This is a genomic window from Exiguobacterium sp. ZWU0009 (assembly GCF_000798935.2).
Taxonomy (GTDB): domain Bacteria; phylum Bacillota; class Bacilli; order Exiguobacteriales; family Exiguobacteriaceae; genus Exiguobacterium_A; species Exiguobacterium_A acetylicum.
Genome location: NZ_CP018057.1, coordinates 487,351 through 504,084, shown reverse-complemented (window position 1 = coordinate 504,084; position 16,734 = coordinate 487,351). Strand labels below are relative to the sequence as shown.

Here is a 16,734-nt window from a genome sequence, read left to right as displayed (position 1 = left end):
CCCATCTATCAAAGTTTAGCTTCTAACTCGAGCGAACCGAGCGGTGTCGGATACTCTCCTGTGAAACAAGCGGTACATTGTCCTTTTAACGGTCCATCGAACGGGCGATCGATTGCGTCGACCATGCCCGGTACCGTTAAGAATTCAAGTGAATCCGCACCAATTTCCTGCCGGATTTCTTCCGGCATCAATCGAGCAGAGATCAGTTCTTCCTTCGATGAAGTATCAATCCCGTAATAACATGGATTCGTGATCGGTGGTGCCGTGATGCGGACATGGACTTCCGTCGCACCCGCTTCCCGTAACAAACCGACGATGCGGCGACTCGTCGTTCCCCGGACGATTGAATCATCGACCATGATGACACGTTTTCCTTGCACGACGCCGCGTAGCGCGGACAATTTCATTTTGACCCCACGTTCCCGTAACTCTTGTGACGGCTGGATGAACGTCCGTCCGACATACCGGTTCTTGATCAATCCCATCTCATATGGAATACCACTCGCTTCCGCGTAACCGATCGCTGCCGAGATACTTGAATCCGGTACTCCAGTGACGACGTCCGCTTCAACCGGCGCTTCTTCATACATCTTTTTCCCGAGTGCTTTGCGAGCCGTATGGACGTTGACGCCATCAATGATCGAATCCGGACGTGAGAAGTAGATATATTCCATCGAACACATTGCCCGTTCACGTGGTTCCATGTATTGACGGGACGACATGCCCTGTTCTGTGATCGTCACGAGCTCCCCTGGCTCGATATCACGAATGAATTCCGCGCCGACGATATCAAAGGCACATGTCTCTGACGCGAATACGATGCCGCCGTCCGGTGTCTTCCCGAGTGACAGTGGACGCAGTCCGTGCGGATCAACCGCCACGAATAACGTATCTTCCGTTAAGAAAAGGAAGGCGAACGCCCCGACGAGACGGGCGAGACTATCGGCAATCCGGTCTTCGAGTGTGTCGAGCTTACTGCGTTTGACGAGATGGGCGACGACTTCCGTATCACTCGTCGTCTGAAAGATGGCACCTTCTGCTTCTAACAGGTGCTTTAGTGAATCGGCGTTGACGAGATTTCCGTTATGCGCGAGTGCGAGATCTCCCGTCCGCGATTTGAAGTGAAGCGGTTGGGTGTTCTCAAGCGTGTTTCCCCCTGCTGTCGAATACCGGACATGTCCAATCGCGTGATGTCCGTTAAGGTTCGTCAGTGTTTCTTCCGAAAAGACTTCCGTTACGAGTCCTTGCCCGCGGTGCGGGAAGAGGTCGTCACCGTCACTCGTGACGATGCCTGCCCCTTCCTGTCCCCGGTGTTGCAAGCTATGCAAGCCGTAATAAGCGAGTTGCGCTGCATTCGGTTGTCCGAAGATCCCGAAGACGCCACACTCCTCATTTAGTCCTTTGATGTCATATAACACGCGATTGCTCCTTCCCAGTCTCCCTGTAAGGTCGAACGGTCTGCTTCAATTCGTGTGTCTGCCGTTTCGATGACGAGAAGCTCATCGTTCGTGACGACACCGATTGCTTGAGCACCGGTCCGTTGTTCGAATGCTGCGACGTGCGCTTGTGGCACAGTGACGATGAAGCGTGATTGCGATTCGCTGAACAGGTGTAAGGTTGGTCCGTCGAACTGAACCGTCAATCCGAGGTTCGTCCCAAACGTCATCTCAGCGAGAGCGATGGCAAGACCGCCTTCTGACACATCATGCATCGCATTGACTTCACCTGCTTGTACTGCCTGCTGTAACAATTGTAAGCGTGCGTGTTCGATTGCTAAATCAATCTGTGGTGCGCGACCGAATGATTTACCGAATTGCATATATTGAAGCTCACTACCACCAAACTCGGCTGTTGTTTCTCCTAATAGATAAATTTGATCACCTGCTTGTTTGACGTGTTGCGTTGTGATCCATTCAGTTTGCTCGTGTAATCCAACCATTCCGACGACCGGTGTCGGGTGAACCGCTTGACCGGCTGACTCATTGTAGAGTGAGACGTTTCCACCGATGACAGGTGTCTCAAGGACACGACATGCTTCTGCCATACCGGCTGTTGCTTGCTGCAACTGCCAGAAGCCTTCTGGTTTATCCGGATTTCCGAAGTTCAGGCAATCCGTGATAGCAAGGGGTGTCGCCCCACTCGCGACGATATTACGAGCTGCTTCCGCTACCGCAATCTGTCCACCGACATATGGATCCAAGTAGACGAAGCGGCTGTTACAGTCGGTCGTCATCGCAAGCGCTTTGTTCGTGCCGCGGACACGGATGACGGCTGCATCGGATCCTGGTGCGACGACGGTCGATGTCTGGACCATATGATCGTACTGATCGTAGACCCAACGTTTTGAAGCAATCGTCGGCTGACGCAGTAACGCCCGCCATGTCTCAACGACGTCTTCAACGACTGGAAGCGTCTCTTCCATCGCTTGGAATTCTTCATAATACGCAGGAACACGAGATGGTTTTTCATAGACTGGCGCTTCTTCGGCTAACGCATCGACTGGAACTTCCGCTACGATGTCCCCGTGATGGATCAACCGTAAGACTTTCTCTTCAATGACTTCTCCGACGTGAACGGCATGGAGTCCCCATTTGCTGACGATTGCTTCGATCTCTGCTTCGCGACCCCGCTTGACGACGAGTAACATCCGCTCTTGTGATTCCGAGAGCATCATTTCGTAAGCGGTCATCCCTGTCTCTCGTTGCGGAACATCATCGAGGTGCATCTCGATGCCCATACCTGCTTTTGAAGCCATCTCCGCTGAAGACGATGTCAGTCCGGCAGCACCCATGTCCTGCATCCCGACCAGTGCCGGGTGCCCGACGATTTCAAGACAAGCTTCAATCAATAACTTCTCCATGAATGGGTCGCCGACTTGAACAGCCGGACGTTTTGCTTCTGTATCCTCTCCGAGATCCTCCGAGGCAAACGTCGCACCATGGATCCCGTCACGCCCAGTAGCTGCACCGACGTACATGACCGAGTTCCCGACACCTTTTGCCTGACCCTTTTGAATATCCGCATGGTTGATTAGACCGATACACATCGCGTTGACGAGTGGATTGCCTTCATATGAGCGATCAAATCCGATTTCGCCACCGATCGTCGGGATCCCGACACAGTTGCCGTAACCGGCGATTCCGGCGACGACTTGTTCGAACAGTTGATTGACACGTGGTGTACCGAGATGCCCGAAGCGGAGCGAGTTCATGAGCGCGACCGGTCGTGCGCCCATCGAGAAGATGTCACGAATGATTCCGCCGACGCCTGTCGCAGCCCCTTGATACGGTTCAACAGCGGATGGATGGTTGTGGCTTTCGATTTTAAAGACGACTGCTTGCTCATCTCCGATATCAACGACACCTGCCCCTTCCCCTGGTCCTTGTAAGACACGTGGTCCAGTCGTCGGGAATTGACGGAGGACGGGTTTAGAGGTCTTGTATGAACAATGTTCGGACCACATGACCGAGAACAATCCTGTTTCCGTATAGTTCGGTTGGCGTCCGAGTAAATCGACAACCATCTGGTATTCCGTATCACTTAAGCCCATCGTGGCATAGACGCGTTGCTCTTGAATCAATTCTGGTGTTGGTTCAGACTGTTGTTTTAGCATGGTGTGCCCCCTGTTTGACGAGTGAAGTAAAGAGTTTTAGTCCATCTGTTCCGCCAGTCAATAACTCGACCGCTCGTTCCGGGTGTGGCATCATCCCGAGAACGTTGCCGGCTTTGTTCGTGATTCCGGCGATATCACCGCGTGAGCCGTTCGGGTTATCGACATACGTGAAGGCGATTTGTCCGTTCGTTTGGAGTATTGCGTAAGTCGCATCATCGCAGTAGTAGTTCCCTTCGCCGTGCGCGATCGGAATCGAAATCGTCTCGCCTGGCAGATAATCCGATGTAAACCGTGTCTTCGTGTTTTCAACCTTCAGTTCGACCGTCCGGCACATGAACTTCAAACCGTTGTTGCGGTGCAAGACACCTGGTAAGAGTCCCGCTTCGACAAGAATCTGGAATCCGTTACATACCCCAAGGACCGTTTTCCCTTCTGCCGCAAAACGTTTGACTTCTTCCATGATCGGTGAGAAACGTGCGATCGCGCCGCAACGAAGGTAGTCTCCGTAGGAGAATCCGCCCGGCAGTAGGACGCCGTCGTAGCCTTCAAGTGATGTTTCGGTATGGAAGACGTATTCAGCTTCTTCTCCGAGGGCATCCTTGACCGCATGGTACATATCTAAATCACAGTTCGATCCGGGAAAGACGATGACCGCAAACTTCATGCTGGCGTCACCTCTTCGATCGTAATCTGGTAATCTTCCATCACCGTGTTGACGAGTAGTTTTTGACACATCTCATGAATCATCGCTTCTGTCGTTTCCGTCTCAACGAGCAGTTCAATCTGTTTTCCGATTCGGACACTCTCGACACCTGTAAAACCAAGCTGTTGCAATCCACCTTTTACAGCAACTCCTTGTGGATCTAAAATGCTTTCCCGTAATGCGATCGATACGATGACTTTTTTCATTGTGTGTTTCCCCCTAGGCGATTGAATAGTGTTTGGTAAGTCTCTGTCAGTGAACCGATATTGCGGCGGAAGACATCTTTATCGAGATGTTCTCCTGTCGCCTGATCCCACAGGCGGCATGTATCAGGTGAAATCTCATCTGCCAGTAAAATCGTTCCGTCTGCCGTCTTTCCGTACTCCAATTTAAAATCAATCAACGTGATTCCGTTTTGACGGAAGTAAGGTTGTAATACTTCGTTTACGCGAAGCGCTTCAGCAGATAACTGTTTCAACTCTTCAGAAGTCGCAATCTTCAGTAAATTGATGTGTGACGAGGTGACGAGTGGATCGCCTAACGTATCATCTTTATAGTAGAACTCAACGATTGGTGTTTCGAGCACCGTACCTTCTTCGATACCGAGCCGTTTACTCAAGCTCCCCGCGACGACGTTTCGGACGACGACTTCGAGTGGGATGATGGTGACACGACGTACGAGCTGTTCGCGCTCCGAGACACGCTCAATAAAATGTGTCGGAATGCCCGCTTGTTCGAGGATTTCAAAGAAATGACTCGTCAATCGGTTGTTCAATTCGCCTTTTCCAGCAAAGGTTTCTTTTTTCTCGCCGTTGAATGCCGTGGCCTCGTCTTTATAGACGATCCGGAGCACATCCTGCTCCTGCGTCGTGTACAATCGTTTTGCTTTTCCTTCATAAAGTGGTTGCATCGCTTTCGTCCCCCATGATCCTAAGATGTAGACGGGGCAAGTGCCCCGTCTCAGGTTGATTAGTTCAAGCCACACCGTTCAAAGATTTCATCGACGCGACTCGTATGGTACGTCGGATCGAAACACGCATCGAGCTCTTCTTCTGTGAAAAGCTGTTGAATCTCTTCTTCTTGCCACAACAAGTCACGGAACATGATTTGTTCTTCCCACGCCTGCATCGCACGCGGTTGAACGAAATCATAGGCGGCTTCACGCGACCAGCCTTTTTCGATTAAAGCGAGTAAGACATGTCCAGAGAAAATGACACCAAACGTCCGGTCCATGTTCCGCTTCATGTTGTCCGGGAAGACCGTCAAGTTCTTCACGATGTTTCCGAAACGGTTCAACATGTAGTTAAGCAATCCTGTTGCGTCCGGAAGAATGATACGTTCTGCCGAAGAATGCGAGATATCCCGTTCGTGCCAGAGTGAGACGTTCTCGTACGCTGTCACCATGTGTCCACGGATGACTCGGGCAAGACCTGTCATGTTCTCTGAACCGATCGGATTCCGCTTATGCGGCATCGCCGATGATCCTTTTTGACCTTTAGCGAAGAATTCTTCGACTTCACGTGTTTCCGTCTTTTGCAGACCCCGGATTTCCGTTGCCATCTTTTCGATTGATGTTGCAATCAGAGCAAGTGTCGACATGTAGTGTGCATGACGATCACGTTGTAACGTTTGCGTTGAGACCGGAGCCGGTTTTGTTCCTAACTTTTCGCAGACATACTTTTCAATGAATGGATCGATGTTTGCGAATGTTCCGACGGCACCTGACATCTTGCCGTATTCGACCGTCTCACGTGCTGCTTCAAAACGGACTTTGTTTCGTTTCATCTCTTCATACCAAAGCGCTAGTTTCAGACCGAACGTCGTCGGTTCTGCATGTACGCCATGCGTTCGTCCCATCATGACCGTATATTTATGTTCGTTCGCTTTGACTTTTAAGATGTCGATGAACCGATCGAGATCCGCAGCAAGAATGTCGTTTGCTTGCTTCAACAGATACGAGAGTGCTGTATCGACGACGTCCGTTGACGTGAGTCCGTAATGCACCCACTTGCGTTCTTCTCCGAGTGTTTCAGAGACGGCACGCGTGAAGGCGATGACATCATGACGTGTCTCTTGCTCGATCTCAAGGATGCGGTTGACATCAAATGAGGCATTGTCCCAAAGCAACTGGACGTCCTCTTTCGGGATGACCCCTAGTTCACTCCATGCTTCACACGCAAGAATCTCGACTTTTAACCAAGCCTCGAATTTGTTTTGTTCGGTCCAGATCGCTTTCATCTCAGGACGTGTATACCGTTCGATCATTGAACTGTCTCCTTCCATATCGACAGGCGTTCGACTTCTGCCAAAGCATCGTCGACGGTGTCCGCAAGAATGTTTAAATGGCCCATCTTGCGCCCTGTCTTGGCTTCTGCTTTTCCATATAAGTGAACTTTCGTCCGAGCGTCTAATCTCGGTAGTTCCTCGTATAATGCTGTGACATGCTGACCCAGGATGTTCGCCATGACGACCGGTGTCGTCAGACGGGTATCACCGAGTGGGAGACCACTGATGGCACGGATATGTTGCTCGAATTGGGATGTTTCACAAGCATCGATTGAATAGTGACCCGAATTGTGTGGTCGGGGTGCTAGTTCATTGACGATCAGTCGAGAACCGACGACGAACAACTCGATGGCCAGTGTACCGATCAGACCGACGGCATCCGCGATGGATTCGGCGAGCGCAATCGCTTCTTGTTCGAGCGATTCAGAAATCCGTGCCGGTACGATCGATAGATGCAAAATGTTTTCTCGATGTATGTTCTCACTGACCGGGAAGACGCGTGTCTCTGTTGCGCTTCGAGTGACGATGACGGAAATTTCTTGATCAAACGGTAACCACTGCTCCGCGACATACTCTGTCGGTTCAAATCCTTCGATTGCCGCTTGGAACTGTTCTTCCGTCCGAATGACGGTCTGTCCCTTTCCGTCATATCCGAATCGTGCTGTCTTCAAGACGAATGGTAACCCGAGTCGCTGTTTTGCTTCCTCTAAGTCAGAAGGATGCGTCACCGGATAATACGGAGCGACGGAGCGCCCAATGCGTTCAATCATCTCTTTTTCCCGTACCCGATGTTGCGTTTGAAAAAGAAGATCGGTGCCGTGAATCAGTTTCGTTCCGATTGCTTCAGCGACTTCCGTCGAGATGTTCTCGAATTCGTAGGTGACGACATCCGATTCAGCTGCGAGTTGTTTTGCTGCCTCGACATCCGAAAAATCAGCTTGGATGTGTTGATCCGCCACTTGCGCACACGGTGCGTTGTCCGTTGGATCGAGTGTCAAAATCTCAAAGCCCATCTCACGCGCTGACAGAGCCATCATTCGACCGAGTTGACCGCCGCCTAGTATCCCAATTCGTTTCATAGCAGGTTCCCTCCAGATGCAATGACGTCTCCTTCTAGTTCGACACGCATATGATCGAGCTTGCGGGCAAGTCGTTCATTTTGAATCGAAAGAATTTGAGCAGCTAGCAATCCGGCGTTTTTTGCGCCTGCTTCTCCGATCGCGACCGTTGCGACCGGTACACCACCTGGCATTTGAACGATCGAGAGCAAGGAATCAATTCCTTGGAGCGCTCTACTTTTCACAGGAACACCGATGACGGGTAATGTCGTTTTAGCGGCAACCATGCCCGGTAGATGAGCAGCACCGCCTGCACCGGCAATGATGACCTTCAGTCCTCGTTCACGTGCTGATTCAGCATAACGAAACATCAGATCCGGTGTCCGGTGTGCGGAAACGACTTTCTTTTCGTACGGAATCTCAAGTTGCTCCAACACATCGCATGTATGCTTCATCGTTTCCCAATCCGATTGACTTCCCATGATGACGCCGACTTCTACATTTCCCATCGCTGTTTCCTCCTTTGTACATAAAAAAAGCCCAAACCACGGCTAAAAGGGTGGCTTAGGGTATAAAAAGGTACGCCAAAGAAATATCGACGAACATCCATATACCCCATAGTCCAACGATTTAGGGTCGTTGGGTAGAAACTTGCAAGCCATATCCCTGCTATTATACGAGGTGTTTATATTCAATCATCCTGTCACGACTTCATCTTAACAAGTCCATCCCAAGGCGTCAACTAAAGGCGAACAATTTAATTGTCTGAAAATTTATCGTTCGGTTTTAAAAGGTGTTTTTTTAATTTCATCTAGTGTCCATTCGGAGTTTATTTTCTCTGGAGACATCAAATGAAATAAAGTATAAAAAAAGCATCGTCCGATTCATTCGGACGATGCTTGAAGTAGTTATTCGCTCTCTTTCACTTTGCAATCGAAGACGATTTGCTGACGAATTGGATACGGTTCGCCATTAGCGTCTAATCCAAAGATCGGCTCTTCTCGTCGGACCGTCGGGCGGTATCCCATGGCATCGATACGATCCAAACAAGCACCAATCGTCTCGTTCTCTTCGACGGCTACGCGTAGTTTCGTTTTTTTCGCCATATCCCTGTTCAGTCCCTTCATTAAAATAGATGCATGCCTTTCTACAAAAAGACACAAAAAAGCGGCGGCCCTTGAGCGTATGCTCCAGAACCACCGTTTGCCTGGCAACGTCCTATCCTCACAGGGGGAAGCCCCCAACTACTTTCGGCGTTCAAGTGCTTAACTTCCGTGTTCGGCATGGGAACGGGTGTGACCACTTGGCTATCGTCACCAGACGACGGGCTCGCGCCCTCAAAACTGAAGTCATCAACAAGCATCTGCTAGAACAAGGCCTCGACCGATTAGTATCACTCAGCTCCACATGTCGCCATGCTTCCACCCGTGACCTATCTACCTCATCGTCTCTGAGGGGTCTTTCTTGATTACTCAAAGGGAAATCTCATCTTGGAGGGGGCTTCATGCTTAGATGCTTTCAGCATTTATCCCGTCCGCACGTAGCTACCCAGCGATGCTCCTGGCGGAACAACTGGTACACCAGCGGTGCGTCCATCCCGGTCCTCTCGTACTAAGGACAGCTCTCCTCAAATTTCCTGCGCCCACGACGGATAGGGACCGAACTGTCTCACGACGTTCTGAACCCAGCTCGCGTACCGCTTTAATGGGCGAACAGCCCAACCCTTGGGACCTACTCCAGCCCCAGGATGCGATGAGCCGACATCGAGGTGCCAAACCTCCCCGTCGATGTGGACTCTTGGGGGAGATCAGCCTGTTATCCCCAGGGTAGCTTTTATCCGTTGAGCGATGGCCCTTCCATGCGGAACCACCGGATCACTAAGCCCGACTTTCGTCCCTGCTCGACTTGTAGGTCTCGCAGTCAAGCTCCCTTCTGCCTTTGCGCTCTACGAATGATTTCCAACCATTCTGAGGGAACCTTTGGGCGCCTCCGTTACTGTTTAGGAGGCGACCGCCCCAGTCAAACTACCCGCCTGACACGGTCCTCCAGCCGGATCACGGCTGCGAGTTAGAGACTCTATGCATGAAGGGCGGTATCCCAAGGGTGACTCCTCCGAAGCTGGCGCTCCGGGCTCGACGTCTCCCGCCTATCCTGTACATCATGCACAAAGCCTCAATATCAGGCTGTAGTAAAGCTCCATGGGGTCTTTCCGTCCTGTCGCGGGTAACCTGCATCTTCACAGGTACTATGATTTCACCGGGTCTCTCGTTGAGACAGTGCCCAAATCGTTACGCCTTTCGTGCGGGTCGGAACTTACCCGACAAGGAATTTCGCTACCTTAGGACCGTTATAGTTACGGCCGCCGTTTACTGGGGCTTCGGTTCAAAGCTTCGCTTGCGCTAACCCATCCCCTTAACCTTCCAGCACCGGGCAGGCGTCAGCCCCTATACGTCATCTTGCGATTTAGCAGAGACCTGTGTTTTTGCTAAACAGTCGTTTGGGCCTATTCACTGCGGCTCTACTCATGTAGAGCGTCCCTTCTCCCGAAGTTACGGGACCATTTTGCCGAGTTCCTTAACGAGAGTTATCCCGCGCGTCTTAGAATTCTCATCTCGCCTACCTGTGTCGGTTTACGGTACTGGCGCCTTCCCCCTCACTAGAGGCTTTTCTTGGCAGTGTGAAATCGTGACCTACGTCCCTACGGGACTCCGCATCGTTCCTTGACTTTGGTGCCTGACGGATTTGCCAATCAGACGGTCTTGAAACTTGCACATGCACTTCCATCCGCATGCGTCACTATCCTCCTGCGTCCCCCCATTGTTCAAACGGTGGATCGGCGGTACAGGAATATCAACCTGTTATCCATCGCCTACGCCTTTCGGCCTCGGCTTAGGTCCAGACTAACCCTGAGCGGACGAGCCTTCCTCAGGAAACCTTGGGCTTTCGACGGAGGGGATTCTCACCCCTCTTTTCGCTACTCACACCGGCATTCTCACTTCCAAACGCTCCACTGCTCCTTCCGGTACAGCTTCACAGCGGTTTGGAACGCTCCCCTACCATTCCTTACGGAATCCGCAGCTTCGGTGGTATGTTTAGCCCCGTTACATTTTCGGCGCGGCGCCACTCGACTAGTGAGCTATTACGCACTCTTTGAATGGTGGCTGCTTCTAAGCCAACATCCTAGCTGTCTAGGCAGCGCCACATCCTTTTCCACTTAACATACACTTTGGGACCTTAGCTGGCGGTCTGGGCTGTTTCCCTCTTGACTACGGATCTTATCACTCGCAGTCTGACTCCCGAGTATAAGTTGCTGGCATTCGGAGTTTAACTGAATTCGGTAACCCTGTGGGGGCCCCTAGTCCAATCAGTGCTCTACCTCCAGAACTCTCAACCTCGAGGCTAGCCCTAAAGCTATTTCGGGGAGAACCAGCTATCTCCAGGTTCGATTGGCATTTCACCGCTACCCACACCTCATCCCCGCACTTTTCAACGTGCGTGGGTTCGGACCTCCAGTCAGTGTTACCTGACCTTCATCCTGGACATGGGTAGATCACCTGGTTTCGGGTCTACGACAACGCACTGAACGCCCTGTTCAGACTCGCTTTCGCTACGGCTCCGCCTCATCGGCTTAACCTCGCGCGTTATCGTAACTCGCCGGTTCATTCTACAAAAGGCACGCCATCACCCGTTAACGGGCTCTGACTACTTGTAGGCATACGGTTTCAGGATCTATTTCACTCCCCTTCCGGGGTGCTTTTCACCTTTCCCTCACGGTACTGGTTCACTATCGGTCACTAGGGAGTATTTAGCCTTGGGAGATGGTCCTCCCGGATTCCGACGGGGTTTCACGTGTCCCGCCGTACTCAGGATCCACTCTGGAGGGAAAACAGTTTCAGCTACAGGGCTGTCACCTTCTTCGGCCGACCTTTCCAGGTCCTTCACCTACTGTCTTCCTTTTTGACTCCGTATAGAGTGTCCTACAACCCCGAAGAGCATGCTCTTCGGTTTGGGCTGTTCCCGTTTCGCTCGCCGCTACTCAGGGAATCGCATTTGCTTTCTCTTCCTCCGGGTACTTAGATGTTTCAGTTCCCCGGGTCTGCCTCACGCTACACTATGTATTCATGTAACATGTCCCATCCCATTACAGATGGTGGGTTCCCCCATTCGGAAATCTTCGGATCAAAGCATACTTACTGCTCCCCGAAGCATATCGCTGTTCGTCGCGTCCTTCATCGGCTCCTAGTGCCAAGGCATCCACCGTACGCCCTTCATACCTTGATCTAGCGTTGGTATTCTAAGAACACACGTCTTAAATGACATGGTTAATTAAAAGTTTGATGTCTTGTTGATGTCTTCAGTTTTCAAGGTGCGAGTGTCTCTATCGAGACTGAGAGACGAGCTCTCAAAACTGAACGATGGGCATGTCCCGTAAGGGACGTTTTCCTTAGAAAGGAGGTGATCCAGCCGCACCTTCCGATACGGCTACCTTGTTACGACTTCACCCCAATCATCTACCCCACCTTCGACGGCTGGCTCCTTGCGGTTACCTCACCGGCTTCGGGTGTTGCAAACTCTCGTGGTGTGACGGGCGGTGTGTACAAGACCCGGGAACGTATTCACCGCAGTATGCTGACCTGCGATTACTAGCGATTCCGACTTCATGCAGGCGAGTTGCAGCCTGCAATCCGAACTGGGAACGGCTTTATGGGATTGGCTCCACCTCGCGGTCTCGCTGCCCTTTGTACCGTCCATTGTAGCACGTGTGTAGCCCAACTCATAAGGGGCATGATGATTTGACGTCATCCCCACCTTCCTCCGGTTTGTCACCGGCAGTCTCCCTAGAGTGCCCAACTAAATGCTGGCAACTAAGGATAGGGGTTGCGCTCGTTGCGGGACTTAACCCAACATCTCACGACACGAGCTGACGACAACCATGCACCACCTGTCACCATTGTCCCCGAAGGGAAAACTTGATCTCTCAAGCGGTCAATGGGATGTCAAGAGTTGGTAAGGTTCTTCGCGTTGCTTCGAATTAAACCACATGCTCCACCGCTTGTGCGGGTCCCCGTCAATTCCTTTGAGTTTCAGCCTTGCGGCCGTACTCCCCAGGCGGAGTGCTTAATGCGTTAGCTTCAGCACTGAGGGGCGGAAACCCCCCAACACCTAGCACTCATCGTTTACGGCGTGGACTACCAGGGTATCTAATCCTGTTTGCTCCCCACGCTTTCGCGCCTCAGCGTCAGTTACAGACCAAAGAGTCGCCTTCGCCACTGGTGTTCCTCCACATCTCTACGCATTTCACCGCTACACGTGGAATTCCACTCTTCTCTTCTGTACTCAAGCCTTCCAGTTTCCAATGGCCCTCCCCGGTTGAGCCGGGGGCTTTCACATCAGACTTAAAAGGCCGCCTGCGCGCGCTTTACGCCCAATAATTCCGGACAACGCTTGCCACCTACGTATTACCGCGGCTGCTGGCACGTAGTTAGCCGTGGCTTTCTCGTAAGGTACCGTCAAGGTACGAGCATTACCTCTCGTACGTGTTCTTCCCTTACAACAGAGTTTTACGATCCGAAAACCTTCATCACTCACGCGGCGTTGCTCCATCAGACTTTCGTCCATTGTGGAAGATTCCCTACTGCTGCCTCCCGTAGGAGTCTGGGCCGTGTCTCAGTCCCAGTGTGGCCGATCACCCTCTCAGGTCGGCTATGCATCGTCGCCTTGGTGGGCCGTTACCTCACCAACTAGCTAATGCACCGCAAGGCCATCTCAAGGTGACGCCGAAGCGCCTTTCATCAGCGGACCATGCGGTCCGTTGAACTATCCGGTATTAGCTCCGATTTCTCGGAGTTATCCCAATCCTTGAGGCAGGTTCCTTACGTGTTACTCACCCGTCCGCCGCTCATTCCGCTGTCTTCCCTCCGAAGAGTTCCGTCAGTTTCCTGCGCTCGACTTGCATGTATTAGGCACGCCGCCAGCGTTCGTCCTGAGCCAGGATCAAACTCTCCATAAAGTGTTTGACTTGCTCGTTGTGTGACCGAAGTCACGATTGACGAAGCTTGCGCTTCATTCATGTTTGTATTCCGTAGAATACGATTTTTGCCTCATCGTTCAGTTTTCAAAGTTCGTCCGCCGCCTTAGCGACTTTAATAGATTAACAGGTTGTTTTGTTTATGTCAACCATGCTTTTTAAAAAACTTTTCAGCCCCAACGAACCGTTTATAAAAGGCGTCTCGCTGGAACATTTATTAATATAACAACAAAATTCGACAAACACAAGCATTATTTCAAAAAAACTTTGCAAAGAGTTTAAATCCTCTTTGCAAAGTCTTTACCTTCTTAACATGGCACCTACTGTAAACGCGATATTTGCCGGGCGTTCTGCTAACCGTCTCATCAAATACGTATACCAGTCGACACCATGCGGCACGTAGATGACAACACGATAACCTTGTCGAACTAACTCTTGTTGTCGTTTCGGTCGCATGCCTTGAAGCATTTGAAATTCAAACTGTGATCGATCAATCTGTTTCATTTGAGTAAAGTCAATGATTTGTCGAATGATCTGTTCATCGTGTGTCGCGATTTGCGTGTAGTTCCCATTTAGCAAATTCACTTTTACTAATTGAAGGTATGTCTCATCTACTGTCTTCTTTGGTTGAATATAAGTTTCATCGTCTCCGTCATATGCCCCTTTGACGACACGCACTGTTGCCTGAAGATACTCTAAATCAAATCGACTTCGATAGACGTTTGCCTGTAGCGCAATCCCGACGTTCGGATAATGTTCATGTACACGCTCGAATACTCGGACGATCGACTCGATCATCACCGCCTCTTCCATATTGACTGTCACACGCATGTTTTGTTGATCTGCAACTTCCGCGATGCGACTCAACTGTTGATAGGCGATATCCGGATCAATTCTTAATCCGATCGATGTCAGCTTTAAAGATACTTGCGCGTCTAGATCATATGCTTTGATCTGTCCGATGACTTTGATGCATTCATCCGCGATATCTACCGCGTCCTGTTCTGTCTCGACGAACTCGCCTAAACAATCTATTGTGGCGGCTCGTCCATCTTGATTGAATTGTTTGACCGTGTCGAGTGTCTCTTCAGCGCCCTGCCCTCCGACGAATAACGTCCCACCAAGTGGTAATCCGACTTTTCTAGCTAGTTGAATCAACAGTCTGTTCTCAGCCAAGTATTCAAATACAGGTCCAGTAATCTGCTGTAACATCTGAATCACCCTCTCTCTTCTTCCTTACCCTCTCCTAACAAAAAAACGTCTTTCTTCTATATAGAAGAAAGACGCAGTTTGGATTAGTGCAACCAGATGAAGTAACCGAGGAAGCCGAGTGACAACACGTACATGATTGGGTGCACTTCTTTTGCTCGTCCTTTCGCAATCATCGTGACCGGATAGAAGAGGAAGCCGAATGCAATCCCTGTTGCGATTGAATACGTCAACGGCATCATGATGACGGTCAAGAAAGCTGGAACAGCGTACTCAAATTTTTTCCAATCAATCTGAAGCAGTGAAGCTGCCATCAACACACCGACGATGATCAATGCGGGTGCTGTGACCGGTGCTGTAATGATTGCGAGCAATGGTGAGAAGAATAAAGCGAGACCAAAGAATAACGCTGTGACGATTGCCGTCATTCCTGAACGACCGCCCGCTGCGACCCCTGCACTTGACTCGATGTAGGAAACCGTCGTCGACGTTCCGAGAATCGAACCCGCTACGGTTGCTGTTGAGTCAGCGATTAATGCGCGACCTGCACGTGGTACTTTATTTTCTTTGATCAGACCGGCTTGGTTTGCTACTGCAACCAGTGTACCTGCTGTATCGAAGAAATCAACGAAGAAGAAAGTTAGGATGACGATCATCATTTGAACCGTGAAGATTTCATCAAAGTGAAGGAATGCCTGTCCAAACGTCGGTGCGATGCTCGGTGGTGCTGAAATGACTTCACCAAGACTTGTTGGAACTGGAATCAAACCGAAAATCATTCCGGCAACTGCCGTTAGGATCATTCCGAAGAAGATTGCCCCTTTAACACCACGCGTCATTAGGACCGCAGATACGACAAGACCAAATACCGCGAGAAGCGTTGTTCCTTTACTTAAATCACCGAGCGAGACGAGCGTCGCTTCATTCGCGACGACTAAGCCACCTGTTTTTAATCCGATGAATGCGATGAATAATCCGATTCCCGCTGCAACTGCCATTTTCAATGGTTCTGGAATCGCATTGATGATCATCTCGCGAATACCTGAAGCCGTTAATACCATGAACACAAGACCTGAGACGAGAACACCTGAAAGTGCGGTTTGCCATGGAATGCCCATTCCGATGACGACGCTGTAGGCGAAGAAAGCATTTAGTCCCATTCCTGGTGCAAGCGCGATTGGATAGTTCGCGAGTAATCCCATCGTGACGGAACCGATGATTGCGACAAGTGCTGTAGCACCGAAGACCGCTCCTGCATCCATGCCTGCTTCGGCTAATGTATTCGGGTTAACGAATAAGATGTACGCCATGGCGAAGAATGTCGTCATGCCGGCGATGAACTCTGTACGCATGTTCGTACCAAGCCCATTGAAATCAAAGAAACGCGCAATCGCATTTTCTTTTGCTTTCGGTTGGTGTGGCTGTTTCAATTGTGTGCTCATGATTGCCTTCCTTCCAAATAAGCCGTCTCCTTGAAAACAAAAAACGGCCCTTACCTAAGCGGTAAAAGCCGTTTCAATAAGCGCACGATGCTGCGTGTGCGCCGTAGTAGGAACCTTTACGGTGTTCCTGTAGAGACTTCCGGGCCCTATCCCCAGAATTATACGGCATTATTTATGTTTTTTTAGTGGTATGAAAAATAAGAACAGACACATCGTAGCATGCTCAAATTCACGGGTCAACCATAAAAACGAAATTTAACCACTTATTTTATCCGAACGTTCGGTTTTGTAAGCGTTATTTTTGAGTTATCTTTAATTTGCAGTAAAAAGACGTAATGAATGAGGCATCCATTATTCTTTTTAATTTCCTTAAAAAAGGAGATAGCTGATCGCTA

Annotated in this window: 11 protein-coding genes, 3 rRNA genes and 2 riboswitches; all 14 genes read right to left on the bottom strand. The window is 50.5% G+C overall.

Features of this window, described 5'->3' with window-relative positions:
• Positions 1 to 8: 8 nt before the first annotated feature.
• Positions 9 to 1,418 carry an amidophosphoribosyltransferase gene (gene purF / locus L985_RS02645; protein ID WP_029343374.1) on the bottom strand — a complete coding sequence of 470 codons (1,410 nt, stop codon included), beginning with the start codon at positions 1,416 to 1,418 and terminating at the stop codon, positions 9 to 11.
• Positions 1,394 to 3,613 (bottom strand): phosphoribosylformylglycinamidine synthase subunit PurL, encoded by a 2,220-nt coding sequence (purL, locus tag L985_RS02640; RefSeq protein WP_069940284.1) that lies wholly within the window; start codon positions 3,611 to 3,613, stop codon positions 1,394 to 1,396. Before purL ends, purF begins: the two co-directional genes overlap by 25 nt.
• Positions 3,594 to 4,277: a phosphoribosylformylglycinamidine synthase subunit PurQ gene (gene purQ, locus L985_RS02635; protein WP_047394962.1), complete on the bottom strand. Its 684-nt coding sequence runs from the start codon at positions 4,275 to 4,277 to the stop codon at positions 3,594 to 3,596. The genes purL and purQ overlap by 20 nt, the downstream gene beginning before the upstream one ends.
• Entirely contained in the window at positions 4,274 to 4,522 is a 249-nt protein-coding gene (purS, locus tag L985_RS02630) for a phosphoribosylformylglycinamidine synthase subunit PurS (RefSeq protein WP_023467069.1), read from the bottom strand. Before purS ends, purQ begins: the two co-directional genes overlap by 4 nt.
• Complete coding sequence (gene purC / locus L985_RS02625) at positions 4,519 to 5,226, bottom strand: phosphoribosylaminoimidazolesuccinocarboxamide synthase (RefSeq protein ID WP_029340742.1); 708 nt, start codon at positions 5,224 to 5,226, stop codon at positions 4,519 to 4,521. The genes purS and purC overlap by 4 nt, the downstream gene beginning before the upstream one ends.
• A gap of 59 nt (positions 5,227 to 5,285) precedes the next feature.
• A complete protein-coding gene (purB, locus tag L985_RS02620) occupies positions 5,286 to 6,581 on the bottom strand; it encodes an adenylosuccinate lyase (protein WP_029340741.1) in 1,296 nt (431 codons plus the stop codon).
• Positions 6,578 to 7,681 (bottom strand): 5-(carboxyamino)imidazole ribonucleotide synthase, encoded by a 1,104-nt coding sequence (gene purK / locus L985_RS02615; protein ID WP_047394958.1) that lies wholly within the window; start codon positions 7,679 to 7,681, stop codon positions 6,578 to 6,580. Before purK ends, purB begins: the two co-directional genes overlap by 4 nt.
• Positions 7,678 to 8,169: a 5-(carboxyamino)imidazole ribonucleotide mutase gene (purE, locus tag L985_RS02610; protein ID WP_029340739.1), complete on the bottom strand. Its 492-nt coding sequence runs from the start codon at positions 8,167 to 8,169 to the stop codon at positions 7,678 to 7,680. Before purE ends, purK begins: the two co-directional genes overlap by 4 nt.
• 89 nt (positions 8,170 to 8,258) lie before the next feature.
• Positions 8,259 to 8,360: riboswitch (purine riboswitch) on the bottom strand.
• A gap of 208 nt (positions 8,361 to 8,568) precedes the next feature.
• Complete coding sequence (locus L985_RS02605; RefSeq protein WP_029340738.1) at positions 8,569 to 8,766, bottom strand: NETI motif-containing protein; 198 nt, start codon at positions 8,764 to 8,766, stop codon at positions 8,569 to 8,571.
• 99 nt (positions 8,767 to 8,865) lie between these two features.
• Positions 8,866 to 8,981, bottom strand: a 5S ribosomal RNA gene (gene rrf / locus L985_RS02600).
• Between the two features lie 46 nt (positions 8,982 to 9,027).
• Positions 9,028 to 11,941: ribosomal RNA gene (locus L985_RS02595) — 23S ribosomal RNA — on the bottom strand.
• A 167-nt stretch (positions 11,942 to 12,108) separates the two neighbouring features.
• Positions 12,109 to 13,670, bottom strand: a 16S ribosomal RNA gene (locus L985_RS02590).
• Together the 16S, 23S and 5S rRNA genes form the textbook arrangement of a ribosomal RNA operon.
• Positions 13,671 to 13,988: 318 nt before the next feature.
• On the bottom strand, positions 13,989 to 14,900 hold the full coding sequence (locus tag L985_RS02585) for a proline dehydrogenase family protein (protein WP_029340737.1): 912 nt from the start codon (positions 14,898 to 14,900) through the stop codon (positions 13,989 to 13,991).
• Positions 14,901 to 14,983: 83 nt separating this feature from the next.
• Positions 14,984 to 16,288 carry an NCS2 family permease gene (locus L985_RS02580; protein WP_029340736.1) on the bottom strand — a complete coding sequence of 435 codons (1,305 nt, stop codon included), beginning with the start codon at positions 16,286 to 16,288 and terminating at the stop codon, positions 14,984 to 14,986.
• A gap of 135 nt (positions 16,289 to 16,423) precedes the next feature.
• A riboswitch (purine riboswitch) is annotated at positions 16,424 to 16,525 on the bottom strand.
• Positions 16,526 to 16,734: the final 209 nt, after the last annotated feature.